The organism is Clostridium sp. AN503 (assembly GCF_040719375.1).
Classification (GTDB): Bacteria; Bacillota; Clostridia; order Lachnospirales; family Lachnospiraceae; genus Brotaphodocola.
This window is the reverse complement of sequence record NZ_JBFDTP010000001.1, coordinates 247,164-271,254: the sequence shown is the minus strand read 5'-3', so window position 1 is coordinate 271,254 and position 24,091 is coordinate 247,164. Positions and strand designations below refer to the sequence as shown.

The following is a 24,091-nucleotide window of genomic DNA, read 5'->3' as shown; positions in this document are numbered from 1 at the left end:
TCTTTCAGCAGCTGTTTTACTAACTTTATGTTTGAGCAGTTGAGCAGACTACGGCGCTGCAGAAACTGCCGGTTCTGAGGCGTTTGCAGCCCCATTGGCTGTTTCGTTTCCATCCAAATTACTGTCTGGACTTCCAGATCCCCCGGCACTCCTCTGCTCAAATTCCAGATTATCAAACCCGGTAGCAGTGCAGATTCCGTTTTCGCTGTCTATATACCTGATTGATACCTCATCGCCCGGCTGGGTCAGCGCCAGCTCATTGCTCAGCTCATAAGAAACTGTAAATATCCTGGAAGGCTGGCTTTTCAGGATGATCTTGTAGGTCAAAATATCCCCGACACTTTCCGAGGCGATCCGCAGTACTTCTCCCGTGGTCTCATCGGAAGTCTGCCCGGTAACGATGCCGCCGGAGCTGCCGCGCACCTGATGGAAATCGCGGAGGGCGCTGTCGATGGTCTCGCCGGTGCCTACGGAGGTGTAGTTGGCCACGGATACGAAGGCGTACTGTTTGATCAGGCCGGCATTGTCCTTTAAGGTCATAAAGTAAGTGGGCTGACCGTCTAAGTTGATGATCATCGGGAACGAGGCAAAGTAGCCGTACTGCTGCACCTTGCCTTCCGCGGAGCGCTGGGCGGCTACCTCTGTAGCGCCGCTCATCTGATAGCGGTAGGATTCCTTTGTCACCATGTCCACCAGGATAAAGCCGATGGCGGACTCATCGGAGCCTACGCTGGTCAGGCCGGTGAACAGGTAGCAGCGGTCGTCGTTGTAGATGATGATGTTGCCGTAGCTGGGGCGGAATTTGTCCTGGTTGGAAAAATTGAAGATTCCATGGACATACCGGCCCTGGTTGTCGATCTGCTGCATAATGAAGGATTCCGGCTGTACACGGTCCACCCACTCCGGGACTGCGTTGGTGTCATAATAGTTGCTGTCTCCGGTGGTGGCGTTGACGATCAGGACTCCGGATGCTTCCGGAAGACGGAACAGCCAGCGATTTTTATAAACGGTCAGGACCCAGTAAGGGACGCCGTCGTCGTCCAGCTCGAAGGAATAATCCGTCAAACCTTTGAACAGTCCGCCGCCAAAGAGCCGGACATGGCGGTTAAGATCGTCCAGGATATAGGCGTTGGCCTGGTATTTGATCTTGTGGTCAGTGACTAAGGTCACGTCGTTCACGCTGTTGGCGGCAACAACGATATAACCTGCGGAGCCGTCCATGTTTTTCAGCCATTTAAAGAAGCCGGAATGCTCCAGCGGAACTACCCAGACAAGCTTATTGTCTACTTTCTGGATCACGGGCGTGCCAAGGGTGACCTGGCTGCCAAGCCCCGGGTTCTCGCCCAGTTTTTTGTCAGCCAGCTCCCGTGCCAGAGCCTGGTCTACGATAGGAAGCTGATCAAGGGCGATAGGCTGCACGGTATCACTGAATTGCGAGATATTGGATGTGCCCAGCTGGTCCCGGTATGCCTTGTAATGAAACAGAGGCATGGAAATGAAGGCGACTGCAAAATACAGTACCCACAGGATTGCCAAAAGGATAAATCCGTTTTTTACGCCCTTCACTCCTCTGTCCATAGTGACCATGGTCTTGCCGAATTCGTTTGTGGTTAAACGCAGGCTGCCCAGACAGACAAAAAAGTTCAGCGCAACATAGCAGCTGATCATGAAGCACCAGCTGAAAGCCCCTTCCTGATAAAGCGGGTTTAGGTTGGGGCCCTGTACGATGACGGCCAGCACGAAAAACAGTGTGAGAGCCAGGTTGAGCAAAAATTGTGTCTTTTTCTTCATAGGTTCCTCCTGGAAGCGAAAACAATAAGGTGATTTTATTATATCGTCCCAGAGAAAAAGTACAAGGGCCTTTATGGATTCTTAATGTGAAACGGAGAAATACTTCCTTTTTTCTCGCCTCTGCAAACCCTCCACAGCAGAATAATGCTGATCAGCGTAACCCCAATGGAGTCAATCATCACATCCGTGACCATGCCGGCCCGGCCCGGGACAAAAAGTTGGTGGATCTCATCGGTACAGGCATAGAGCACGGTGATGATCCAGGCGGCAGCGATCCATTTCCGCCCTTTCATAGACCAGACATGGAGCGCGTACAGGATAGATATATTCAGTATACTGAATTCCAGGATATGTGCGCTTTTCCGGACGGGTGTTTCCATCAATTCGCATAATGCAGTTATGTTGGCATTTTCCAGACTGGCGAGTTGGAGCAGATCGGCAAATTGCAGCAGAAGACGGCTGATCTGGCTGCTGCTGGCCGTGGATACATCCGCCGGCTGGCTTGAAAAATAAAAGATCATTATAGCTATGGTCAGGGCGGGAGCCCAGGCCAGATATTTCTTTATGGAACTGCACATGAGACAGGATACCTTTCTGTATGATCCGGTGTTTTGGTAAAAATGCTTAATCCTTATAATATCATATCTTGTGTCCGGTGACCAGATTTCATTGGGATCAAAAGGTCTTTTGACCCTGGTAACCTGATATGATATTATATAAGAAAGAGATACTTTGCGGGGATTCGATCATTCCCTATGTATCAAAACACGCAGATGAAAGGCAGAAAGGTGAGGAAACGTGATCAGAGAAACGGATAAAACAAAATTGCAAGAATACTGTAGTCAGAATCCCAACGGTCTGTCGCCGGAGCAGCTGGATAAAATCTGTGCGGAAATGGAGCATCCCAAAGAGAAGACCATAACGGATGAATATCTTGATTTTACACTCTGGTGCAGAGGGCTGCCTTCCAGGCAGGAGAGCTTTGCTGCTTATATTGAGAAAGAGTTTCCGGCCACGAAGGGGAAACGGATACTGGAGGTTGGAGGCGGAATACATGGCAGGCTGTCGCTGCTGCTGGCGGAGAAAGGCTACTGCATGACCTGCATGGACCCGGAGCTTGATCTGCATTGTTCCGGGAGTGAATATAGAAGCTTGCCTGATCGTAATCGTAGTCATAGTGATAGCCGGACAGGCGCCAAAGTAGAGTTCAGGAAAGAATTGTTTGATTACACAGCGGTGGATCTGTCGGGGCATGATTGTGTGATTGGACAGGAGCCCTGTGAAGCGACGGAGCACATTATCAGGGCATGTACCATTCAGAAAGTCCCTTTTATGGTTTTAATGTGCGGGGTGCCGCACCGGCTGATATCCGGGGAATTGCCGGATGATGTCTGGGCGTGGTACCGGTATCTGCGGGAAATAGACCCGGAACATACGGTGATGGAGCTTGTAGACCTGTATGGATTGGTGAATACGGCTATGATAAGGAGTAAAAAGGATATATTTGAGCAATAGCGGGAACGCCATGCGCAGAATAGGGAAGATTCCATGGAACAGTTTTATACTGCTCCCACGGTATCTTCCCTGTTTTTTGTGAAAAATGCAGAAAAGTAGCCTTTTTTGTAAAATATAAGGGTTTAGTTTACAATATGGTAGTAATTGGAAATAAAAATGTATTAAAATAGAGGCAGTACCATTTGCGGAAAGGAAAGGCTTATGAGTGAACAGGAATTGTTATCACAGCGAATACAATATTATTGCAAACTGCGCCGCATGAGCTATTATAAGCTGGCCAGCCGTTCGACGGTGCCGATGAGTACGGTGCTGCACATCGTAAACTGCGTCACGAAGAACCCGGGGATATTTACCCTTGCCAAGATCTGCAGTGGATTGGATGTGAGTATGTCGGAATTTTTCAATGCGGAGGAGTTTGAAAACATAGAATATAATGTCGAATAGATTACATGCAGCAAGGAGGAAAACCCATGATTACGGCATTGGTTGTTGACGACGATATTGGTTTTTCAAAAATATTGCTGGATGCAATAACAGAAGTGTCCCGGCAGCTGCATATGAATTTGGAGGTGCATGTGGAGAATCATCCGCTGCACTGTCTGGAGGCTCATCAGGTTTATGATATTTATTTTCTGGATATAGAGATGCCGGAGCTGTCAGGGATCGATCTGGTAAAACGGCTTCGGGAGAAGTATGTGAACAAGGAATTTGTGTTTGTCAGCGCCCATGACGATTACATGCGATCCTCCATGTTTGTAAAACCCAGGGCGTTTGTGAGGAAAGATCACCTGATGGCAGATCTGACAGAGACGCTTCATGTATTGAATGAGGTATTCAGGAAGTGCGACGCAGAGATCACTGTAAAAGATAATCTAAGGGATATCCGTATCAAGCCCAGTCAGATTGCCTATATGAAAAGTGAAGAGCATTATGTGAGGATCTGTGCCGCGTCAGGAGAGGACCTGCTGATCAGGAACAAACTCCGGATGCTGGAGACGAGGATGAAGGAATATGATTTTTTGAGGATCCATTTAAGGTACCTGGTCAATCTGAACTATGTTCAGGATTATTATAAATACAAACAGATGGTGCTGAAAAGTGGGGAGGAGCTTCCCATCAGCGCCCCTTACGCAAAGCATGTAAATGAGATTTTCATGAACTGGGTGATGGCTGGAGAGCGTTGACATGGCTGCAGAATTGTTGATAGATGTGTTGGAATCATGGATCTATGCGGAATTCATTAACCGCTACCATGGGCAGACACGGACCGGTGCAGTCCGGTGGTGCGGAACGCTTGGGCTGATGGGGCTTTTGTTTTTAAACATTGCACTGGCGGATATGGTCACATTTTTTCATTGGTCTACAGTTTTGGTGGACTGTGTTATTGTTTTTATTTACGGACACTTTTTTCTAAATGGCTCCCTGGTGTCCCATGCGATGAGTGTGGCGCTCTTCAGCCTTGGGCTGGTGGCGGGTGTTTCCTGTTCCATGAGCATCAGTGCGGTGCTGGGTGAGAATGGTGTACGTATGTGGATGGAAGCCGGGTCTTTGGGACGGGGAGTATTGTTGGTGGTCAGTAAACTGTTCCTGGCGGGATATGCCTGGGTAGTCCTGCGGATCAAGCGGGAACTGGATGGCAGGAAGGGCCGGATGATCTATGGTATGGCGCTGGCCAGCCCGGTGTTCGTGGTAGTCATGGCGAGCCTGCTTATACAGATGCTGCTCAAGGCTGATGGGGCAGGTGAGAATGCGGCGGCTTATGTGATGATCTTGGCAGGCATCGTGACGCTTGTTGCCATTATTTTTTATCTGGGTGTGTATGCACTGAGACAGGAGTCTGAGAACAGGAAAAACCAGCTGCTGAAGGATATCATGGAATCCCAGAAGGAGCTGTTTAAAAAAGAGATAGAGGGATATGAGCGGGTCAGGAGGGCGGAACATGATATGAAAAACCATCTCCTCGGGATCCGGTACTATTTGGAAAAAAATGATACGGCAGGCGGGTTGGAATATCTGGAGAACCTGATCCGGCAGACCGCTGGTGACAGCGGCGAAGGTTCCAGGATCATGCAGCGGGATTCCCTGTGGGAGGCAATGATCGACCTAAAGCTCTCAGAAGCTGAGGCCAGAGGGATCCAGACATCGAAGCGGATACTGCCGGGGCGTTATGAAAAAATAGCCGCTATGGATCTTTGCGTGATTCTGGGCAATCTGCTGGACAATGCCATAGAAGCGGAGGAACGCAATTCCTTTAAAAAAGAGATCTCTGTTGAGCTGAAAGAAACTTGCGGTGTGGTCTGCATCCAGATAAAAAACTGGGTGGACAGCGAGGAGATCCAGCAGGCCAGCAGGATGGTCTCCGGAAAGGAAGACAGGATGTTCCATGGCCTGGGGCTTCAGAATGTAAAGGAAACCGTGGCTAAGTATGACGGCAGGCTTAAAAATGAGATTGTGGGCAATTACTTTACTTCACAGGCAGTGCTTCCGAGAGCCTGTTTGGAGATAGGTGGGGATATGAAGCATGATTGATGAATTATCCAGATATGCTGCAGATTTTCTGTCAGAAAGAGATGGGCTCCTGGAGGACAGGACGAAGCTTTATCAGATTGGCGTGGATGTGGTCCTGTCTACCGGGATTACATTTGCAGGTATTGGTATCCTGGCAGTGTGGCTTGGCAATCTGGATGGGGCCATGCTGTTTTTAGCCTGTTTTATAACGGTCAGAAGCTATTCGGGGGGCTATCACGCATCAACGCGCACAAGATGTTTTTTTCTTACCTGCGCAGCATATCTGTGTACGTTCTGGGGCGCAGAGGGGATGCTGGCAGCCGTGCCGTTATTGCCGGAGTGGGGACTGCGGCTGGTCGTTTTTCTGGCCGCAGCCGCGGATATCGGTGTTTTTGCAGTGTTTGCGCCTGTGGAAAACAGGCATAAGCGGCTTCCGCCTGACTGGAAAGCCCGCAATCGGAAGCGGGCGTGGTATGGCCTGATTGGCTGGATGTCGGCGGCAGCTGTGCTCAACACGGTAAGACCTGATCTGTCATTGCAGATATGGATGACAGAGGCAGTGATTACAATATTAATATTATGGTGCAAGCCATGGAGGAGGAACATATGAGAGAAAAGATGAAACGTATGTTATTTAAATTGACATTGCTGGGGGTATATGTGATCGGGATCTCTACGGTTGATGCTACCTCACGCTTTACGGGCTACCAGCCGGAGGAAGGCGAAGATGTGATGGAGATGGTCAGAAATGCAAAAATGTCTGGTTTGGATAAAAAAGTGTCATAAAACAGAGGATTTGGTCTAATATATGGTAGTTGTGAAAAAATAAAATATATTAGAATAGGCACAGTACCATATTTGGAGAGGAAAAGCCTATGAATGAGAAGGAACTGTTGTCACAACGAATCCAATATTATTGCAAGCTGAGACGGTTCAGCTATTACAAATTATCCACCCGGTCATCTGTGCCGATCAACACGGTGATGCACATTGTGAATGGCGCGACCGTAAATCCCGGGATATTCACCCTCGCGAAACTGTGCAGCGGACTGGATGTCTCGCTGATGGAATTCTTCGATACAGAAGAATTTGAAAACATGGAGTGTGATCTGGAATAAGGTTCTGCCGGCTGAAAAATGTGATGTCGGAAAAACAGGCGGCGTTTTGACTTGGTATGTCAAAGCGCCGTCTTGTTTTTTTGTTGCGTTTTTTATCGAATAAAGTATAATTAAGAATGACCCCAGTATAAAAAAGTCTGTTAAAATGTCTTTATGTGCAGTATTTGGGAGTGGTGAGGGGCAAAAAAGTATTACAATCACCTTATCATACAAAAGAAAGGTGATCGTACTATGAAACAGCAGGAATTATTGTCGAAGCGTATTCAGTACTACTGTGAGAAGAAGGGGCTGACCTATTACAGGCTGGCTTACCGGTCGGCAGTACCGTTAACCACTTTGCTGCATATTATTGACTGTTCCACGAAAAATCCGGGGACATTTACCCTCATCAAAATCTGTAACGGACTTGGGATCAGCATGGCAGAATTTTTTGACGTGGAAGAGTTTAAAAACATAGACTGGTATTCTGATACGGAGTGACCGGGTAGAACAGGACGCCGGGCCGTATCAGATGTACGGGAAAGGGTGAATGCATATGACTCCGTGGGAGAACACGTTTGTCAGGAACATGATATATTTTGCTCTGTTTGGAACCGGTGCATATGCGGATAGACGAGTGTCACTTCCAGGGCGGCAGGAGCCTCTGGATATGGGAGACCTGGTGGTGGATTACCTGCGTCGGGGCCAGAAGCATTTTGAGAAGCGGCATAAAGAATATTTGATCCTGGAGACGGAATGGTTTCAGAATTTTATGAAATATAACCAGCCGTTTCCGGAAATATGTAAATATCTTTACATGAAGGATAAAGCCGCGGACAGCCGCGGCGCCTTTTTGGACAGGATGCTTCAGGCGGTGAGAGAGTATACGGTATTTGATACCAGGCAGGTGCTTTCTTCGCAGGAGAAAGTGCTGCGGGATTATTTCGATATACTTATATCGATTGTGGGGAACATCCTGAGGGCATCTCAAAAAGCGTACCGGACCCGGCATGCTCCGTTTATAGAAGCTTCCGGCCGGGAAGTTATGGAGGAAAAGATCCGGAAAAGGGATCAGCAAGCTGCTTATCTTCAGGCATTGATGGATCAGAATGCTTATCTTGCACTGGCGGAGGAGTTCCTGGAGTTGGGAGAACGTACGGATTGGGACCGGAATACACTGCATGAATACCCGGTGTCTGTACTTCGAAACCGATATGATCTGAATCTGCTTTTGTCAGAATATTTTAATACCATGGGAAGTCAGACCGTTCGTGAATGGCTGTCGCATCTGGCAGGAAGACAGTGGGAACACGAGTCGGCATACTATTTAATGCACTGGATTCGCAGGCGTGAAAATTCTGAAATTCCGGAGCCGCTCAGGCAGTATATTATTCAATATTATAATCGGAATATAGAAGAGATGGATTTCTATCTGGAACCATTTGCATGCGGAGAGGATGAGCCACACCGGAGGGGACTTCAAATAGAGGCAATGCTCTATTTCGCGGTACATTTTTCTCTGGAAATTCCGCATAATAAAATTGGCGAGCTTTTATTTTTGTGCAAATATCCGCCGGAGGATGGCTGTGAATGGCTGCCTGCCAGATATATGACGGAGGAGGAGCTTCGTACCCGCATCCTTAAGAACCTGAAAGCGGGCATTGCAAATGAGACTGTTTTAAGCTGGCATATTTTATACTGCATGGATCATCCGGATGAGTGTTACACGGATGTGACCGCCCGTGTGGCAAGAAACCAGCTGCGGAAAAAGTGGGTGCGCCAGATCGCGATGACGTACACCTGCAGGAAGATGGATGCGGACATGGTCTGTGACCAGATCCTGCCAAGGATGCAGGGGGATATGTTTTTCTTTGTGGCGGAGCAGTACCGCCGGGCGGGAAGTGAACGGCTTGCGGGTATGGTCTGGAGATATGGAGAGAAATACGCCACTCACAAGCTGCGCTGTGATATACTGCTGATCCATCTGCAGAACCGGCGGGGGATCAACAGCTTTATCAATCATATTGAAAAGCGGCGCCAGCTTCCGGCGGAATGCAGGGAATACAATGCTGCAGAGGCAATACGGAATATCAATGCGCCGGAATTGATCGATGAGCTGGAGCGGTTTTTCTGTCTGGGATTAAAGGACAGCTTCCGAGATGATCCGGTGGACAGCATATTGGAGGCATCGGCGGATGCGCTGGTCCAGATGGCGGTCTCAAATCCCCAGATGTGGGAGGCGGTACACCAGTTTTTTGAACGGTGTCTGGCGGAACATGGAGATACTGCGTGGAAACGTGAGGCCATACTTGAGTTTATACGTCGGATGAGCGGCTGAATTATGAAGATTTCGTGACATTTTTCGAAAACCCCTATTCAAACCGGCAGGTATCGTTTATAATACTAACTGCCTGTTTTATATGTAAGGAGGATTGAAAGATGATAAGAACGAGAGTAAAGACTCTGATGCTTGCAGCTGGATGCGTGGCGCTGCTGTGCGGTTGTACCAAGAGCAATATCGTACAGCCGGATCCAACAGAAGGTCCGGACTTCAATATGTATATGAACATAGAGATCGATGAGGACCAGCTTCATGATGACGTGGATGATATCTATCTGGACCCGGATGACTATCCGATGGGAGCTGCGATTGATTTTGAACTCCATCTGGATGAGGAGTATGTGGACGTCATTGCAGTGGTAAAGGACGGTACCTCACCGGAGGATACGGCATTCTTTGCTGATGCAGCGATCAAGGGTATCAACGATCAGGTGGCAGTGCAGGATTTCTCTTATGGGGAATCTGACACAGATACCTTCGGCGGATTGTACCAGGACAATGAGATCAATTTGAAGGTCTATACGGAGTCTGAGTACAAAGCGCAGGGAGCGCCGCTGTATGAGACAACGATCCCGAAAGATACTTATGTGAAGATTGAGATTGAATAAGCTACAAAGATGCACAATAAAAAAGCTGCCGTTGACGGGCAGCTTTTTTATTGCTGTGCGCCTGACGGCGCACGTTCATAGAAGATATGATCACACTATGCAAGAGTGATATTAAACAGCAGTGTCTTCACCAGCTGTCTCCTCACCCGTGGTCCCCTGGTCATCAGTACCAGCAGTATCCTGGGTGGCGTCATCCTGAGTCTGGGCAGCCTGGCCGGCTACGATGACGGAGGTAGTGGAGACGGTGGTATCTGCAGTGTCAGCTTCCGGAGTCTCGGTTGCTTCGGTATCGGCAGGGGCCTCGCTCTCGGGAACGATCTCGCTGCAGGTAACGGTAATGGTAACCAGGCCGTTTCTGTAGGTCAGCTTGTAGGAGTTGCCGGTATCGGTGCTGCCGGTACGGTCGAAGCTGGAGCTGCCGTTGTTGCGCTCGGTCTGGACATAATCCAGAACAGCCGGGCCTTCGGCCTCGCCCAGGGCAGAGATTGCCAGCTGATTGTATACGTTGTCAAAAACGCTCATGTCCTTGGCTGCTGAATCAAAATGATAGGACATCTCAAACGCGTAGTCTTTATAGTTGACAGCGGTAGCCTTGGCGCTCTTCCAGATGGTAGAGCTGATGAAGCGGTAGCCGTCCGGGTTCTTAAAGCCGTAGGTAACCTCGGTGTTGTCCTCGCTGCCGTCTACCTGTACCGTAGTATCTGTGCGCTTGGTCTTTGCTTCATTGAACAGCTTCTCCATGAATACTCTCATCTCAGCCTGGTAGGAAGAGCGGGTAGTACTGGAAGCGGTGGAAGAAGACTTTGCAGCGGCAGCGGCCACTTCTGCAGCGGCATGCTTTTTAGCGGGACTTGGACGGGTTGCAAGTTCAGCTTTTCTCTCGGCAGCCCTCTGAAGATCCTCCTCGGTCGGTTCAATGCGGCGCCCCTGGTCGTCGGTGCGGTAGGTGCCCATATCGGAATTGATCATCACATAGCCATCCGGGTCCATACCGTATACAACACCGTCTGCCGGATCGGTGAACCAGCCTGCGTATACAGGACGGCTTCCGTCATCGTTCTCGTAATATCTGCCGAGAGCATCCTCCTTCCAGGTGCCGGCGAATGCGGTGATTCCTGTAGACAGGGTCAGCGCCGCCGCAAATACGGTAATGCCAAGTAGTTTCTTTCTCATATAATCTTACCTCCAAATAAATTTTCGATGTTTGTTCTTGGGGAAAATACTTCAACATAGAAAGCATAGCATAAATTGGAAGAGTGTACAACTATCTAAAATATGAAGTTTCTATGACATTTCACTCATACAAATGTCAGGAAATCGTAAAAAAGCAGGAACCTTACAGCTCCTGCCCCTTTCATCAGCCGCGCGGCTGATCAGAAATCCCTGTTGCACTTCGTATTCAACGCTTCTTTTCGTAGCATCCGTTTTCATCTACGTAATAGTTATCTACCCAGGTATTCGTCGCCATGACGCCGTCCTCACCCAGATAATACCAGGCGCCGTCTTCCTTCTGCCAGCAGTTGGACTTGCGGTTCCCATTCTCATCCAGATAATAGCGGTCACCATCTATCTCAATCCATCCGGTTGCCTTGCTTCCGTCGTCCTGAATGTATTGCCACTGATCCTCACTCGTCCTGCGCCATTCGCCTGCCATGGCAGGGAATGCACTGAGCAGAAGACAGGTAATGGTTAAAACCAAGGTTAAGCCTGCTTTTCGTCTCATCACAGTTCACCCTTTCTTTCATCTTGTTGGTGACTTCATTATAGCAGTCGTGGAAATGGCTGGCAATACCCTTGGGCGGATTGTAAGGAAAATACAGGAATCGTAAGAAATTCGTTATGAACAGGCATGAAAACAGGAATAAAATAAAATTTTTTTTATAAAAAATTATTGGATAAAACATAACAGGATTTTTGGGAATTACTATAGCTAGTACGAGCGCCAAATAAAAAATGACAGATGTAGTAGGTCGACAAAGAATTTCCGAAAACTATGAAATAATTGTCGATTTCTGCGATTTGTTCCCTCTTTTCAAATTACAAAAAAGGTCTTATATTGATAGTGCACTTGAAATTTAAGGAGGAGAATCATGATGAGTATATCTATGGAAGAAGTGGAGCGACTGACGGAGGAGAACCGAAAATTGAAGGCGGAAAACGACATGCTTCTGAATGTTGTGGTTCAGATGAAGGTGACCTTGAACCGTTTGGTGACCCGTTACGTGACGGAAGAAAGAGACTGATGACAGGCATCAGTCTGAGTCAGGGGGGTTGGCGGGCGGGTCTGTTTGCTCAATCTGGCGCTGAAGCTCTTTATTACGGGCCAGCAGATCCCATATGGTTTGATGCATCCATTCCACAGTATCGTTCAACTGCCGGTTTTCAGATTCCAGTTCCTGGATCTGGGCGTTCATGGCAGCGATCAGCTTTCGGTTGTTGTGGGCGCGTTCGGCGGCTGTGATGCGGTTGGTGATGGAACAGTCCCGGGAGAGGATATTATGTATCAGAAGATGATCACGTTCTTCCAGGGTAAGCTTCATAAAATCCTGATACCGCATGTCCAGCAGTTTCATTTTTACAGCACAGGACGGACATACTGCATTCCGTACCAGCTGAAAATAGCCATAGTACCCGCAGCGCGGGCAGTAATAGACTGACAGTTCTCTCATGGCAAAATCCTCCCACAATTATTATTAATATATAACGCAGAAAATGTGAAAATATAACAGGATTTTTGACAAAAAAATAAAATTATTCAGAAAACGAAAGAAGGAGCCGCGGAGGGCTCCTTTTTCTGAACGGATGAAATTGTGATTACTGCTGGATAACGCCGTTTACATTGACGGTCCAGATCTTATCATTTGCGTCTTTGACATCTTTAAAACCGCTTCCCAGTTCCGGCTTTGCGGAAGACTTGGAGGAGGAAGATGCTTTCTGGATCGCTCCGGTTGTGTTGACCAGATAGAGGGTTCCGTCTAAGTCGGCCGGTGCATAACGTAAATCCCGGTCAGCGTCCAGGCGCAGGCCGTAGCGGTACACGTTGTTGTCGCGTACGCCGTGGAAGCCGCGGCCCTTGTTTCCGCCGTCGGTGTAGAAGAACCAGGTCTGGGTCTCATCCAGATCCTCGTCATAGATGGACTGCTTGCCGGTCTTCATGACGCCGTCGCTGCCAAAGTAATAGTTGGCGATCTCGCCTTCATCTGTAGTTACCACCTGCAGGCCGGTCTGCATCTCGCCGCGGGTGTTGAAGCCATAACGTTTGGAATCTACCGTAAATACCTGCACGCCGGTAGCTGCATGGTATGGGCTTCCGTTCTTAAAGTAGAATGTGAAGGTCTCGCCTTCCTCGCTGATGTCCGGTGCGCCCTCGATCTGGTACCAGCCGTCAGCACGTTTTCCGTCCTCCTCATAGTACTGGTAGGAAGCGATCGCCGGAGCTGCTGCAGTTGCATCGGATGCGGTAGCGGATTCAGCCTCTGCGGTATCTGCGGCTGCCGGAAGCTTGTACCAGCCAGTCTGTAAGATACCGTTCTCGAACGTATAGTAATTGCCGTTTATCTTCCGGTCAACCTGGTTCATCACCATTCTGCCGTTGTTGTCAAAATAATGCCATACCATGTCCTCGTCCAGCTCGTCGGAATCATGTTCAAGCTGTACCCAGCCCTTCTTCATGACGCCGTCGTTGTCTTCGCCCAGATAATAGGTGAAGCCATCCAGCTCGATCAGTCCGGTCTGCATATGGCCGTCCTCGTTAAAGTAGTAGTTTTTGCCTTCGATGGTCTGCCATTTGGATACAACGGATTTTCCGTCCTTTCCAAAGTAGTACCAGTAGGCTTCGGGAGCGTCGTCGTCCCATTCATCTTCGTTGGATACGCTGAGCCACTGGTTGATGACACGTTTTCCGTCTTCATCTACATAGTACTCGTCCACCATGGTGGAGCGGCTTACGAATCCATCTTCGTTTAAGTAGTACCACTCGCCGTCTTTTTTCTTCCAGGTATCGGTCAGGAAGTAGCCGTCGCCGTCTTTGTAGCGCAGCTCGCCGTCTTCCTCCGTCCAGCCCACAGTTGCTGCAAAAGCAGTCTGTGCGAAACCGGGAATTACAGTGGCAAGGTCAGGGGTTACCGCGGTCATCACCGCCGCGGTGGATAATACAGCCAGGAACTTGAATTGTTTTTTCATAAATTTAATGCTCTCCTTTTTGAAATTGCAGATTCGCTTTTTTGCGATCCGCTGTGGCCGAAAATCCATAGTTGCATTACTCTGCGATTATAGCCTATCCCTGCCGCTATGAAAAGTGCAGGTTGCTGGAAAGAAAGGAACAAGGTGCCATTCCCTGTGAAAGCCGTCATCATAAAACCGTCAGAGGATTTTAAGATGCAAGGCGGGAAGATGTGTGTTATACTATAAAGAAAGCGCATAAGGGGGAGGGGTTACCTATGAAAATAAAAGTATCCAACTATATTGCACAAAAGCTCGTGGAGGCAGGGATCAACCAGGCATTTACCGTAACCGGCGGAGGCGCCATGCATCTGAATGACGCCCTGGGCCACCAGCCGGGGCTTCGCTGCCTGTATGAACATCATGAGCAGGCCTGTGCCATGGCGGCGGAAGCGTACGCGCGGATCCATAATAAGATAGGACTGCTCTGTGTGACTACAGGTCCTGGAGGTACCAATGCCATCACCGGCGTGGTCGGCGGGTGGCTGGACTCCATCCCCATGCTGATCTTGTCGGGGCAGGTGCGCTATGACACGACGGCGCGCTGGTCCGGCGTGGGCATCCGGGCCATGGGAGACCAGGAGTTCGACATTACAAAGGCAATTGACTGCATGACAAAATACAGTGAGATGGTGATCGATCCGCTGCGCATCCGTTTCTGTCTGGAGAAAGCCCTTTATCTGGCATGCTCCGGGCGGCCGGGCCCTGCATGGCTGGATATCCCGCTGAACGTCCAGGGGGCGTTTGTGGATACGGAACAGCTGGTGGGCTTTGACGCGGCGGATTATGAGGCGGGCGGTACCGGCTGGGCGGTGCATGCAGTAGGCATGGATCACACATCCGGAGCGCCGGTGATCGCCGGGGCGGCGGAACAAAGCCTGAAGGCGGCAGTGCTTTCCGGCGGTTGTACAGATGGTACGGTGACGGTGGTAGAGCCTCCCCATGCGATCCGGGAGGATTATGCAGGCTGTGGGGAGAAACGGCAGGTGCTCCCGCCGAAGGCTTCCAGGGCGCAGGCAAAGGAGATCATCGAGAAGATCCGCTGCGCGAAACGTCCTGTCTGGAATGCCGGCAACGGCATCCGTATTGCCGGCGCGCACAAGGTATTTATGGAAGTTGTGGAACGTCTGGGTATGCCTGTGGTGACCGGATGGAACAGCCAGGACTGTATCTATGATGACCATCCGCTGTACGCGGGCCGGGCAGGCGGCATGGGAGACCGCCCCGGCAATTTTGCCATCCAGAACAGCGACCTGGTGTTTTCTGTGGGCAGCCGTCTGAGCATCCGCCAGGTGGGGTATAATTATCAGACATGGGCGCGTGCGGCATATGTGATCGTCAATGACGTGGACGAGGAGGAGCTGAAAAAGCCCAGCGTCCATGTGGATATGGCGGTCCATGCAGATGCGAGGGATCTGTTGGAGACGATGGCAGCGGTGCTGCGGGAGGAATATGGCAGTGCGGCTGATGGCAGCCCGGAGACGAAAGAAGGCGGTGCGGACGGAACTCCGGTATTTGACGGAGGCGAGGGCCTTCCGGGGATGACCTGGAATGAGACCTGCCGGCTGTGGCGGGAGAAGTATCCGGTCATCCAGCCGAAGCATCTGGTTCAGGACGAGGACCGGGAAGCCAATGTCTATGCCCTGGTGGAAGCCCTGAGCAGCCGCCAGAAGGAAAACCAGATCACGGTAGTCGGCAACGGTTCTGCCTGCGTGGTGGGCGGACATGCCTATATCATAAAGAAAGGGCAGCGCTTTATCAGCAATTCAGCGATTGCCTCCATGGGATACGACCTGCCGGCGGCGATCGGCGTATGTATGGCGGCCCATGACCCGGAGTATGCGGGGGATGGGATGTCTAAAGAGGATATCATCCTGCTGACCGGTGACGGCAGCATCCAGATGAACCTTCAGGAGCTGCAGACCATCATCCATCACAGGATGCCGATCAAGATCTTTCTTATCAACAATGGCGGTTATCATTCCATCCGGCAGACACAGAAGAATTTCTTTGGCGAGCCGCTTGTGGGGATTGGTGTGGACAGCTGTGACTTAAGTTTTCCGGATATGGAGAAGCTGGCGGCAGCGTATGGCTATCCCTATGTGGCGGCTCATCACAATGGAGAACTGGCGGAAGCAGTCGAGAAGACCCTGGCCCAGGAAGGGCCTGCCATCTGTGAGGTCTATGTGACCACAGATCAGAATTTTGAGCCAAAGTCTGCGGCCAAACGGCTTTCGGACGGCACGTTGGTATCGCCGCCGTTAGAAGATCTCTCCCCGTTCCTTCCGGACGAGGAGATGGATGCGATGATGATCATCCCGCGGATTAAATGACCGAAAGGACTTAACTATGAGGGTAGTGGTAACAGGCGCAACGAGTTTTATCGGAGCGGTGACAGTCAGGCGGCTTTTGGAGGCGGACCATCAGGTATATGCGGTGGTACGCCCCGGCTCCCGCCATATGGCGAACCTTTTGGAGCAGATACCGGAGGAGTCCCGCAGACGTGTGGAGCAGATTGCTCTGGACCTGCGGGAGATAGGACGGATCAGTGAATTTGTTTTGGATGGACGGATGGATGCCTGGGTTCACATTGGCTGGGACGGGGCAGGCAGTGACAACCGGACGAAACGGGATGTGCAGCAGGAAAATGTACAGTATGCCCTGGCGGCAGTACAGGCTGCTGCCGGACTTGGCTGCCGGCGTTTTTTATTTACCGGTTCCCAGGCGGAGTATGGCGTCTGCCATGAGCTGATCGGGGAGGAGACCCCCTGCCATCCGGTATCGGAGTACGGAAAGGCGAAGCTGGATTTCTATGATCAGGCAAAAAGCCTTTGCAAAATTCTGAAAATGGAGTATATTCATACGAGGATATTCAGTGTATACGGCCCGGGAGACCATCCCTGGTCCCTGGTGCAGTCCTGTCTGCGGACCTGGCAGGAGGGAGGCATCATGAAACTGGGGGAATGCACCCAGAAGTGGAACTTTTTATATATAGAAGATATGGCAGCGGCACTGGTCTGCCTGTTGACAGAAGGGCAGGCTGGTGTCTATAATATTGCCGGTAAGGATACCCGGATACTTAAGGACTATATCGAGGAAATGTACAGGCTGTGCGGAAGCCGCGGCAGCTATCTTTACGGGGAGCGCCCGCAGAATGCGGAAGGACCGGCGGACTTAATGCCGGACATCAGCAAAATCTGCCGGGAGACCGGGTGGCGGCCCCAGACTACATTTGCGGAGGGAATTCATGAAACATTGCATAGCCTGCGGCCATAGTCTGCCGCAAAGATGCCTGTTTGAGCTGAAAGACGCCCCGGCATCAGCACAGGATATACCGGATCAGGAAGAGGTAAAGACGGACCAGGGGATGACGCTCCACTTATACCAGTGTGAGCGCTGCGGTCTGGTCCAGTTTGACTGCGAGCCTGTACCATATTACAGGGACGTCATCCGTGCGGGCGGATTTTCCACTACAATGACAGAATTGCGGCGCAGACAGTACCGTCATCTGATCGAGACGTATCACCTGGAAGGAAAGAAGTTCCTGGAGGTGGGCTGCGGCAGAGGTGAATTTATCAAAGTCCTGACCGAGTTCCCGGTGCAGGTCTACGGCATGGAACATAAGCCTGAGCTGGCAGCGCTGGCGCAGGCAGACGGACTTGAGGTCTGGCAGGAGTTTCCCGAGCAGCCGGACCAGCTGTTTGCAGATGGACAAAAAGGCCGCTTTGACGTATTTCTGTCCTTCAACTTCCTGGAACATCAGCCGAGACCCGACGTAATGCTCCAGGCCATCCATCACAATCTTGCAGATGACGGAATGGGGCTTGTCACGGTGCCCGCTTTGGAGTATATTCTGGAAAAGGGCAGTTATTACGAACTGATCCGGGACCATATCGCGTACTACTCCTTCGGTACTCTCCGGGAACTGCTTGAGCAGAACGGCTTTTGTGTCCTGGAGGAGGAGATGATCAACCGCGACACGATCTCCATGATCGTGAAAAAGATACCCGCCGGACGGGTGTCCGTCAGCCAGCCATCACCAGACCGGATCTCGGTAGAGCCGCTGTTGAACGGCTACGAGACCACCAGCCGCGAACTGCGGGATATAGTGGACGGACTGGCGGCGGAGGGCAAAAGCCTTGCCGTCTGGGGGGCCAGCCATCAGGGCTTCACGCTGGCTGCCACAACTCTGCTCGGTACCGCGGCAGAATATATCATAGATTCTGCCCCCTTTAAGCAGGGGCGGTTCGCCCCTGCGTCCCATCTGCCGATCGTGCCGCCGGAGTACTTCTTTGAGAAACCGGTGGATGCAATCCTGATCGTCGCACCGGGATATACAGATGAGATTGCCGGAATCATCCGAAATCGCTTTGGCAGTCAGATTCAGGTGATGACCCTGCGCACCGCCCATGTGGAATGCCTGTAGCAGACAGGCAGCGGGAGGATGTGTAAAGTCCCGAAGCCAAACAGATAATGAGGTAAACCTATGATAGAATTAAAAGATAAGCGAATCGTGATGACCGGAGCCACCGGCTTCATCGGAAGTCATGTCGCCGGGATTTTGCTCTCGCAGGGAGCATCGGTCTATGCCATTGTGCGAAGGGAGTCCCGGCAGAAGGACCGTCTCCCTTTCCATCCGAACCTGCATCTGGTCTCCGGCTCCATGGCAGACGTGCTGTCCTGCATCCATGAGATCGGCAGTGCAGACGCATTTCTGCACTTTGCATGGGGCGGTGTAAACCGTGAGGAGATCGATTCCCCCTCAGTCCAGGCCCTCAATATCACAGGCTCCATCGACTGTGTGCGCGCCGCGCGCCAACTGGGCTGCAGCATTTTCATGGACGCCGGTTCCCGGGTAGAATACGGTATCACAGAAGACGGCACCATGGAAGAATCTATGGAATGCCATCCGGTCAACGAGTACGGCAAAGCCAAGCTGGAGTTCTACCGCCAGGCAGAGCCTCTCTGTAAAAGCTGGGGCATGACCTACTATCACCTCCGGTTTTTCAGTGTATACGGAAACGGAGACCATCCCTGGTCCATCATCTCCACCCTGGTGAGAGACCTGCCTCAGGACAAAACCGTAAGCTTAAGCGCCTGCCGTCACCGCTGGAATTTCATGGATATAACAGACGCAGCCAGGGCAGTAGTCGAGCTATACCGACACAGCGACCGCTTCCCGGCCCAGACCCACACTATCAACATTGCCAGCACCGACACCCGCCCCCTGCGCGAGTTCACCGAAGAGATCCACACCCTGTGCGGAGGCCGCGGCCACTTAGAATACGGCACCTTCGCCCAAGCCAAAGAAGGCCCCCTCTCCATCTGCCCCACCACCAAGCGTCTGCGGACCCTGACAGAAGGCACCTGGAGCGAAGAGACCCCTTTCAGCGAGGGCATCCGCCGCATGTTAAAAATGAATGACAACACAAAACTAAACGACAAATAAAAAATCAACCACAAACAAACCAAAATCAACGAAAAGTTACCCCAACACCCCATCCCTGGTGGCAGCGACACCCTAAAATACCGCCACCCCGTTGCGATTCAGCCCAATGCAGTCGCCCGGGAGGGCGGGGAGCTGGCAGAATCTGGAAGTGACATTGGAGCCCATCGGCACTTAGGCGCCGTATTTCAGGCGCCTTAGTACCGCTATGCGCTCCACTAAGCGCGAGCGGTCACTGGAAGATTCTGGCCAGCTCCCCACCCTCCCGCCAACGCACTTTCCCGCGCTGAATCGCAACGACCCCACCTTTGGAGGCTGAGATGAAAAAAATCAGTATACTGATCCCCTGCTATAATGAAGAAGAAAACGTAGAGCCCATCAGTCAGGCTGTCTTGGAGACCCTTGAGCGGGATCTTCCCCAGTACGACTATGAGCTGGTATTTATAGACAATGATTCCCAGGACAATACCCGTCCGATCCTGCGCAGGCTCTGTGCCTCTAACCCCAGGATCAAGGCCATATTCAACGCCAGGAACTTCGGACAGTTCAACTCTCCGTATTACGGAATGCTGCAGGTGGACGGCGACTGCGTGATCGAGATGGTAGCGGACTTCCAGGACCCGGTGGAGCTGATCCCCCAGTATGTGAAAGCATGGGAGGAGGGCTACAAGATCGTCATTGGGATCAAGACCAGCAGCAAAGAGAGCCGGATCATGTACGCCCTGCGAAGCTTTTATTACAAGACCATCAAGAAATGGTCCGACGTGGAGCAGATCGAGCATTTCACCGGCTCCGGGCTATACGACCGCGACTTTATCGAGGTCCTGCGAAAACTGGACGATCCCACCCCGTTTTTACGCGGGATCGTGGCGGAGCTGGGCTACAAACGCAAGGAGATCCCCTATGAGCAGCCCAAACGCCGCGCTGGCAAGACCCACAACAACTTTTACCGGCTTTATGACGCCGCTATGCTCAGCATCACCTCCTACACAAAGGTAGGCCTGCGTCTGGCGACTTTGATCGGCGGGATCAGCGCATTTTTCAGCATGATCGTGGCTATAGCCTACCTGGTCATGAAGCTGATCTGGTGGGACCGTTTCCCTGCAGGCATGGCGCCCATGCTGATCGGTATGCTGTTCCTCGGCTCCGTTCAGATATTTTTTATCGGCGTCGTGGGAGAGTATGTGCTGTCCATCAACCAGCGGGTCATGAAACGCCCTCTTGTGGTAGAAGAAGAACGGCTGAATTTTGAAAAAACCGGAGAAGAAGGATAAGATCAGATGAAATATAAGATCGATGTGGTAAGAATACGGGAAAATTCCATAGAGCTGAATGGATGGGTGATCGGAAAGACTCCGGAGTCCAGGGCGGAATTTGCGGTGCTGGATGCGAAGAAGAAACCGGTGGAGTTTAAGCTGGTGTCCACCCGCAGGGACGATGTGAGCCAGATCTACTATAAGAAGGTATATGACCGGGATTACGGGTTTGATATCCGATTCCCCTACACCCGGGGCGAGGATTACTGGCTGTGCATCACCTGTGACGGGAAGACCGCCCGCGTGAAATACAATGAAGAGCTGATCGGCAAACGGGCCAGCGTCGCCCACAAGCGTCTTGAGAAGATCAGAGACTTAATGAATATGGAAACGGTCCGCGTGGCGGCGGAGTTTGGAAAAAAACACGGCCTGAAGGCCCTTATTTTAAAATCCAGGCATAAGCTGCAGGGGCTGGACAATGATTATGATTATGGCGAGTGGTATGATCTCACCAAACCCACCGAGGAGGAGCTTGCCAGGCAGCGGGAGATGGTGTTTTCTTATGAACCTCTGCTCTCCATCGTGATCCCGGCGTACAAGACCCCGGAGAAATACCTGCGGGAAATGCTGGACTCCATCCAGGCCCAGACCTATAAGCATTTTGAGGTGTGCGTGGCGAACGGAAGCCCGGCGGGGGAAGGGAAGATCGTAGAGAAGGTCATGAAGCAGTATGCCCAGAAGGATGCCCGGTTCCGCTATGAGAATCTGGGCGAGAATCTGGGGATCGCAGGCAATACCAATGCTGCCCTTAGGATGGCAAAGGGTGATTTTATCGTGCTGGCGGACCATGACGATACCCTGCCGGAGCATGCGCTCTTTGAGGTGGCGGCGGCGATCAACGATCATCCGGCCTGTGATGTGATCTATTCCGATGAGGACAAGCTGGATATGGACGGCGGGGCGCTGTTTGACCCGCATTTTAAGCCGGATTTCAATGGGGATCTGCTGACCAGCGTCAATTATATCTGCCATCTGTTCGTGGTCAAACGTGACCTTTTGAAAAAGGTGGGCGGCTTCCGCCAGGAATTTGACGGGGCGCAGGACTATGATTTCATCTTCCGGTGTACGGAAGCGGCTGCGGAGATCCATCATATTCCCAAGGTGCTGTACCATTGGCGCTGCCATCAGGAATCCACGGCCAGCAACCCGGAGAGCAAGCTTTATGCGTTTGAGGCCGGGGCAAGGGCGGTCATGGCTCATTATGAGCGGTGCGGGATCCAGGCGGAGAAGGTGGAGAAGGGCGTGGATTACGGTATCTACCACACGACCTTTAAAATCCAGGGGGAACCGCTCATCTCTGTGGTGATCCCCAATAAAGACCATACCGGGGACCTGGATCTTTGCATCCGCTCCATTCTGGAGCGGGCTACGTATAAAAACCTGGAGTTTGTGGTGGTGGAAAACAACAGCACCGAGAAGGAGACCTTTTCCTATTATGAAAAGATCCAGCAGGAATTTCCCCAGGTGCATGTGGTCAAATGGGAGCGGGAGTTCAATTATTCCGCTATCAACAATTTCGGGGCGACCTTTGCAAAAGGCGAGTATCTGCTGTTCCTCAACAACGATACGGAGATCATTGCGCCGGGCATATTTGAGGAAATGCTGGGGTTCTGCCAGCGGGCAGACGTCGGCATTGTAGGCGCAAGGCTTCTGTATCAGGACGACACGATCCAGCATGCAGGCGTGGTCGTGGGCTTCGGCGGGATCGCCGGGCACACTTTCATCGGGCTTCACGAGGCGGAGAACAGCTATTTTCACCGGGCCATGTGTGCCCAGGATTACAGCGCCGTCACGGCGGCCTGCATGATGACAAAGGCGGAAGTGTTCCGCACAGTGGGCGGTTTTACGGAGGAGCTGGCGGTGGCCTTCAATGACATTGATTACTGCATGAAGGTGCGCGCTGCCGGGAAGCTGGTGGTCTATGCGCCCTACGCGACCATGTACCACTACGAATCCAAGTCCCGAGGGCTTGAGGACACTCCGGAAAAGGTGGCTCGGTTCAACCGGGAGATCGCCATTTTTGCCCGCAGATGGCCGGATATCCTGCAGGATGGAGATCCCTATTATAACCCGAATCTGACTCTGCGCAAGTCCAATTTTGCGCTGCGGGACCTTTTGAAAGAAAAGATCGGGGAGCCGTACAAGCTGGAGGTATGATGAAAAAGGCGACAATTATTATTCCAAATTATAATGGGCTCCAGTTTATGGAGCCCTGCATGAAAGCCCTTGAAAAACAGACCTGCCCTGATTTTGAACTTCTGGTGGTGGACAACGGTTCTACTGACGGAAGCGTGGAATGGCTGAAGGAGCATGATATCCCGTCCATATTTTTGCCGGAGAACACCGGATTTTCCGGTGCGGTGAATGTGGGGATCCGGGCCAGCAGCACTCCATATGTGATCCTTCTCAACAATGATACGGAGCCGGAGCCGGAATATGTGGAACAGCTTGTAAGGGCGATCGAGGCTTCCACGCGGATTTTCTCGGTCAGCCCGAAGATGATCCAGCTCCACCACAGGGATCTGATGGACGACGCGGGGGATATGTACAGCATTATGGGCTGGGCTTATCAGCGGGGCGTGGGACAGGAGGTGGAGCGGTATGACCGTCCCTGCCATATTTTTTCCTCCTGCGCGGGAGCGGCCATTTACCGGAGAGAGATCTTTGAGGAGATCGGATATTTTGATGAAATGCATTTTGCCTATCTGGAAGACATCGATGTGGGATACCGGGCCAAGATTGCGGGATACTATAACCGATACTGTCCGCAGGCGGTGGTATACCATGTGGGCAGCGGCACCAGCGGCTCCAAGTACAATCCGTTCAAGGTGAAGCTGGCGGCCCGGAACAACGTCTACTTAAACTACAAGAACATGCCGTTTTTCCAGCTTTTGGTTAACAGCCTGCCCATCTGCATGGGAATCCTTGGGAAATATTTTTTCTTTAAAAAGCTGGGGTTTGAAAAGGACTACTTAGAGGGCGTCAGGGAAGGGATCCTGACGGCACACAAATCGAAAAAGGTACCTTACAAAAAAGAGTGCCTTGGCAATTACCTGGCGATCGAGTGGGAGCTGATCTACGGCGCGGCCCTCTATATCTACGAATTTTCACGGCGGCAGGTGCGCAAAGCGGCAGCCGGATGTAGGAAATAAGAAAGAAATGGGACGCATATTTAAGAGAAATTTAATGGTGTAAACAGAAAAATTCATGTATAATCGTTACCATCGAGTTATTATGCATTCTGATCA

General features: G+C 51.3%; 24 protein-coding genes. 18 read left to right on the top strand and 6 right to left on the bottom strand.

Annotation, left to right across the window (positions count from 1 at the left end; all coding sequences use genetic code 11):
- Positions 1–48: 48 nt before the first annotated feature.
- Together AB1I67_RS01165 and AB1I67_RS01160 are read right to left on the bottom strand one after the other, a co-directional pair.
- On the bottom strand, positions 49–1,791 hold the full coding sequence (locus AB1I67_RS01165; protein ID WP_367027989.1) for a hypothetical protein: 1,743 nt from the start codon (positions 1,789–1,791) through the stop codon (positions 49–51).
- Between the two features lie 71 nt (positions 1,792–1,862).
- Positions 1,863–2,369, bottom strand: a complete 507-nt coding sequence (locus AB1I67_RS01160) for a VanZ family protein (protein WP_367027988.1) — start codon at positions 2,367–2,369, stop codon at positions 1,863–1,865.
- A 220-nt stretch (positions 2,370–2,589) separates the two neighbouring features.
- Here AB1I67_RS01160 and AB1I67_RS01155 point away from each other — a divergent pair, with 220 nt between their 5' ends.
- The 10 genes from AB1I67_RS01155 (at position 2,590) to AB1I67_RS01110 (ending at position 9,860) form a co-directional block, all read left to right on the top strand.
- Positions 2,590–3,306, top strand: a complete 717-nt coding sequence (locus AB1I67_RS01155; protein WP_367027987.1) for a hypothetical protein — start codon at positions 2,590–2,592, stop codon at positions 3,304–3,306.
- A gap of 201 nt (positions 3,307–3,507) precedes the next feature.
- Complete coding sequence (locus tag AB1I67_RS01150; RefSeq protein ID WP_367027986.1) at positions 3,508–3,750, top strand: helix-turn-helix domain-containing protein; 243 nt, start codon at positions 3,508–3,510, stop codon at positions 3,748–3,750.
- A gap of 26 nt (positions 3,751–3,776) precedes the next feature.
- Complete coding sequence (locus AB1I67_RS01145) at positions 3,777–4,490, top strand: LytTR family DNA-binding domain-containing protein (protein ID WP_367027985.1); 714 nt, start codon at positions 3,777–3,779, stop codon at positions 4,488–4,490.
- 1 nt (position 4,491) lies between these two features.
- A complete protein-coding gene (locus AB1I67_RS01140; RefSeq protein WP_367027984.1) occupies positions 4,492–5,835 on the top strand; it encodes a GHKL domain-containing protein in 1,344 nt (447 codons plus the stop codon).
- Positions 5,828–6,424 (top strand): accessory gene regulator B family protein, encoded by a 597-nt coding sequence (locus tag AB1I67_RS01135; RefSeq protein WP_367027983.1) that lies wholly within the window; start codon positions 5,828–5,830, stop codon positions 6,422–6,424. Before AB1I67_RS01140 ends, AB1I67_RS01135 begins: the two co-directional genes overlap by 8 nt.
- The gene (locus AB1I67_RS01130; protein WP_367027982.1) at positions 6,421–6,600 is read left to right on the top strand and encodes a hypothetical protein; all 180 of its coding nucleotides are present in this window, start codon (positions 6,421–6,423) and stop codon (positions 6,598–6,600) included. Before AB1I67_RS01135 ends, AB1I67_RS01130 begins: the two co-directional genes overlap by 4 nt.
- An 89-nt stretch (positions 6,601–6,689) precedes the next feature.
- Positions 6,690–6,932: a helix-turn-helix transcriptional regulator gene (locus tag AB1I67_RS01125; RefSeq protein WP_367027981.1), complete on the top strand. Its 243-nt coding sequence runs from the start codon at positions 6,690–6,692 to the stop codon at positions 6,930–6,932.
- 231 nt (positions 6,933–7,163) lie between these two features.
- Complete coding sequence (locus tag AB1I67_RS01120) at positions 7,164–7,412, top strand: helix-turn-helix transcriptional regulator (protein WP_367027980.1); 249 nt, start codon at positions 7,164–7,166, stop codon at positions 7,410–7,412.
- A gap of 169 nt (positions 7,413–7,581) precedes the next feature.
- A complete protein-coding gene (locus AB1I67_RS01115; protein WP_367027979.1) occupies positions 7,582–9,249 on the top strand; it encodes a hypothetical protein in 1,668 nt (555 codons plus the stop codon).
- A 101-nt stretch (positions 9,250–9,350) separates the two neighbouring features.
- Positions 9,351–9,860 carry a hypothetical protein gene (locus AB1I67_RS01110; RefSeq protein WP_367027978.1) on the top strand — a complete coding sequence of 170 codons (510 nt, stop codon included), beginning with the start codon at positions 9,351–9,353 and terminating at the stop codon, positions 9,858–9,860.
- A 111-nt stretch (positions 9,861–9,971) separates the two neighbouring features.
- On the opposite strand, the gene AB1I67_RS01105 is transcribed toward AB1I67_RS01110, so the two are convergent.
- The gene (locus tag AB1I67_RS01105; protein ID WP_367027977.1) at positions 9,972–11,033 is read right to left on the bottom strand and encodes a hypothetical protein; all 1,062 of its coding nucleotides are present in this window, start codon (positions 11,031–11,033) and stop codon (positions 9,972–9,974) included.
- Between the two features lie 226 nt (positions 11,034–11,259).
- A complete protein-coding gene (locus AB1I67_RS01100; protein ID WP_367027976.1) occupies positions 11,260–11,583 on the bottom strand; it encodes a hypothetical protein in 324 nt (107 codons plus the stop codon).
- 367 nt (positions 11,584–11,950) lie between these two features.
- Between AB1I67_RS01100 and AB1I67_RS01095 the strand changes: the two genes are divergently transcribed.
- Positions 11,951–12,103: a hypothetical protein gene (locus AB1I67_RS01095; protein ID WP_367027975.1), complete on the top strand. Its 153-nt coding sequence runs from the start codon at positions 11,951–11,953 to the stop codon at positions 12,101–12,103.
- A 9-nt stretch (positions 12,104–12,112) separates the two neighbouring features.
- Here the strand turns inward: AB1I67_RS01095 and AB1I67_RS01090 are convergent, their stop codons facing one another.
- Together AB1I67_RS01090 and AB1I67_RS01085 are read right to left on the bottom strand one after the other, a co-directional pair.
- Positions 12,113–12,529, bottom strand: a complete 417-nt coding sequence (locus tag AB1I67_RS01090) for a teichuronopeptide (protein WP_367027974.1) — start codon at positions 12,527–12,529, stop codon at positions 12,113–12,115.
- A 145-nt stretch (positions 12,530–12,674) separates the two neighbouring features.
- Positions 12,675–14,042 (bottom strand): cell wall-binding protein, encoded by a 1,368-nt coding sequence (locus tag AB1I67_RS01085; RefSeq protein WP_367027973.1) that lies wholly within the window; start codon positions 14,040–14,042, stop codon positions 12,675–12,677.
- 257 nt (positions 14,043–14,299) lie between these two features.
- On the opposite strand from AB1I67_RS01085, the gene AB1I67_RS01080 reads away from it, so the two are divergent.
- From AB1I67_RS01080 to AB1I67_RS01050, 7 genes are all read left to right on the top strand, one after another.
- Positions 14,300–16,414 (top strand): thiamine pyrophosphate-binding protein, encoded by a 2,115-nt coding sequence (locus AB1I67_RS01080; protein WP_367027972.1) that lies wholly within the window; start codon positions 14,300–14,302, stop codon positions 16,412–16,414.
- 16 nt (positions 16,415–16,430) lie between these two features.
- Entirely contained in the window at positions 16,431–17,357 is a 927-nt protein-coding gene (locus AB1I67_RS01075; protein ID WP_367027971.1) for an NAD(P)-dependent oxidoreductase, read from the top strand.
- Positions 17,329–18,507, top strand: a complete 1,179-nt coding sequence (locus AB1I67_RS01070; RefSeq protein ID WP_367027970.1) for a class I SAM-dependent methyltransferase — start codon at positions 17,329–17,331, stop codon at positions 18,505–18,507. The genes AB1I67_RS01075 and AB1I67_RS01070 overlap by 29 nt, the downstream gene beginning before the upstream one ends.
- Before the next feature lie 60 nt (positions 18,508–18,567).
- Positions 18,568–19,530, top strand: a complete 963-nt coding sequence (locus tag AB1I67_RS01065; RefSeq protein WP_367027969.1) for an NAD(P)-dependent oxidoreductase — start codon at positions 18,568–18,570, stop codon at positions 19,528–19,530.
- Positions 19,531–19,847: 317 nt separating this feature from the next.
- Positions 19,848–20,801 (top strand): glycosyltransferase family 2 protein, encoded by a 954-nt coding sequence (locus tag AB1I67_RS01060; RefSeq protein ID WP_367027968.1) that lies wholly within the window; start codon positions 19,848–19,850, stop codon positions 20,799–20,801.
- 6 nt (positions 20,802–20,807) lie between these two features.
- Entirely contained in the window at positions 20,808–23,000 is a 2,193-nt protein-coding gene (locus AB1I67_RS01055; RefSeq protein WP_367027967.1) for a glycosyltransferase family 2 protein, read from the top strand.
- The gene (locus tag AB1I67_RS01050; RefSeq protein WP_367027966.1) at positions 23,000–23,995 is read left to right on the top strand and encodes a glycosyltransferase family 2 protein; all 996 of its coding nucleotides are present in this window, start codon (positions 23,000–23,002) and stop codon (positions 23,993–23,995) included. The genes AB1I67_RS01055 and AB1I67_RS01050 overlap by 1 nt, the downstream gene beginning before the upstream one ends.
- The last annotated feature ends 96 nt before the right edge of the window (positions 23,996–24,091 follow it).

What these genes read in the sequence shown, in the direction of transcription:
- AB1I67_RS01070 (WP_367027970.1), top strand. Translation starts at nt 17,329, where the DNA reads ATGAAACATTGCATAGCCTGCGGCCATAGTCTGCCGCAAAGATGCCTG.
- AB1I67_RS01105 (WP_367027977.1), bottom strand. Translation starts at nt 11,033, where the DNA reads ATGAGAAAGAAACTACTTGGCATTACCGTATTTGCGGCGGCGCTGACC.
- AB1I67_RS01110 (WP_367027978.1), top strand. Translation starts at nt 9,351, where the DNA reads ATGATAAGAACGAGAGTAAAGACTCTGATGCTTGCAGCTGGATGCGTG.
- AB1I67_RS01075 (WP_367027971.1), top strand. Translation starts at nt 16,431, where the DNA reads ATGAGGGTAGTGGTAACAGGCGCAACGAGTTTTATCGGAGCGGTGACA.
- AB1I67_RS01115 (WP_367027979.1), top strand. Translation starts at nt 7,582, where the DNA reads ATGGGAGACCTGGTGGTGGATTACCTGCGTCGGGGCCAGAAGCATTTT.
- AB1I67_RS01145 (WP_367027985.1), top strand. Translation starts at nt 3,777, where the DNA reads ATGATTACGGCATTGGTTGTTGACGACGATATTGGTTTTTCAAAAATA.
- AB1I67_RS01080 (WP_367027972.1), top strand. Translation starts at nt 14,300, where the DNA reads ATGAAAATAAAAGTATCCAACTATATTGCACAAAAGCTCGTGGAGGCA.
- AB1I67_RS01130 (WP_367027982.1), top strand. Translation starts at nt 6,421, where the DNA reads ATGAGAGAAAAGATGAAACGTATGTTATTTAAATTGACATTGCTGGGG.
- AB1I67_RS01050 (WP_367027966.1), top strand. Translation starts at nt 23,000, where the DNA reads ATGAAAAAGGCGACAATTATTATTCCAAATTATAATGGGCTCCAGTTT.
- AB1I67_RS01140 (WP_367027984.1), top strand. Translation starts at nt 4,492, where the DNA reads ATGGCTGCAGAATTGTTGATAGATGTGTTGGAATCATGGATCTATGCG.
- AB1I67_RS01095 (WP_367027975.1), top strand. Translation starts at nt 11,951, where the DNA reads ATGATGAGTATATCTATGGAAGAAGTGGAGCGACTGACGGAGGAGAAC.
- AB1I67_RS01100 (WP_367027976.1), bottom strand. Translation starts at nt 11,583, where the DNA reads ATGAGACGAAAAGCAGGCTTAACCTTGGTTTTAACCATTACCTGTCTT.
- AB1I67_RS01125 (WP_367027981.1), top strand. Translation starts at nt 6,690, where the DNA reads ATGAATGAGAAGGAACTGTTGTCACAACGAATCCAATATTATTGCAAG.
- AB1I67_RS01090 (WP_367027974.1), bottom strand. Translation starts at nt 12,529, where the DNA reads ATGAGAGAACTGTCAGTCTATTACTGCCCGCGCTGCGGGTACTATGGC.
- AB1I67_RS01150 (WP_367027986.1), top strand. Translation starts at nt 3,508, where the DNA reads ATGAGTGAACAGGAATTGTTATCACAGCGAATACAATATTATTGCAAA.
- AB1I67_RS01160 (WP_367027988.1), bottom strand. Translation starts at nt 2,369, where the DNA reads ATGTGCAGTTCCATAAAGAAATATCTGGCCTGGGCTCCCGCCCTGACC.
- AB1I67_RS01085 (WP_367027973.1), bottom strand. Translation starts at nt 14,042, where the DNA reads ATGAAAAAACAATTCAAGTTCCTGGCTGTATTATCCACCGCGGCGGTG.
- AB1I67_RS01060 (WP_367027968.1), top strand. Translation starts at nt 19,848, where the DNA reads ATGAAAAAAATCAGTATACTGATCCCCTGCTATAATGAAGAAGAAAAC.
- AB1I67_RS01055 (WP_367027967.1), top strand. Translation starts at nt 20,808, where the DNA reads ATGAAATATAAGATCGATGTGGTAAGAATACGGGAAAATTCCATAGAG.
- AB1I67_RS01065 (WP_367027969.1), top strand. Translation starts at nt 18,568, where the DNA reads ATGATAGAATTAAAAGATAAGCGAATCGTGATGACCGGAGCCACCGGC.
- AB1I67_RS01135 (WP_367027983.1), top strand. Translation starts at nt 5,828, where the DNA reads ATGATTGATGAATTATCCAGATATGCTGCAGATTTTCTGTCAGAAAGA.
- AB1I67_RS01120 (WP_367027980.1), top strand. Translation starts at nt 7,164, where the DNA reads ATGAAACAGCAGGAATTATTGTCGAAGCGTATTCAGTACTACTGTGAG.
- AB1I67_RS01165 (WP_367027989.1), bottom strand. Translation starts at nt 1,791, where the DNA reads ATGAAGAAAAAGACACAATTTTTGCTCAACCTGGCTCTCACACTGTTT.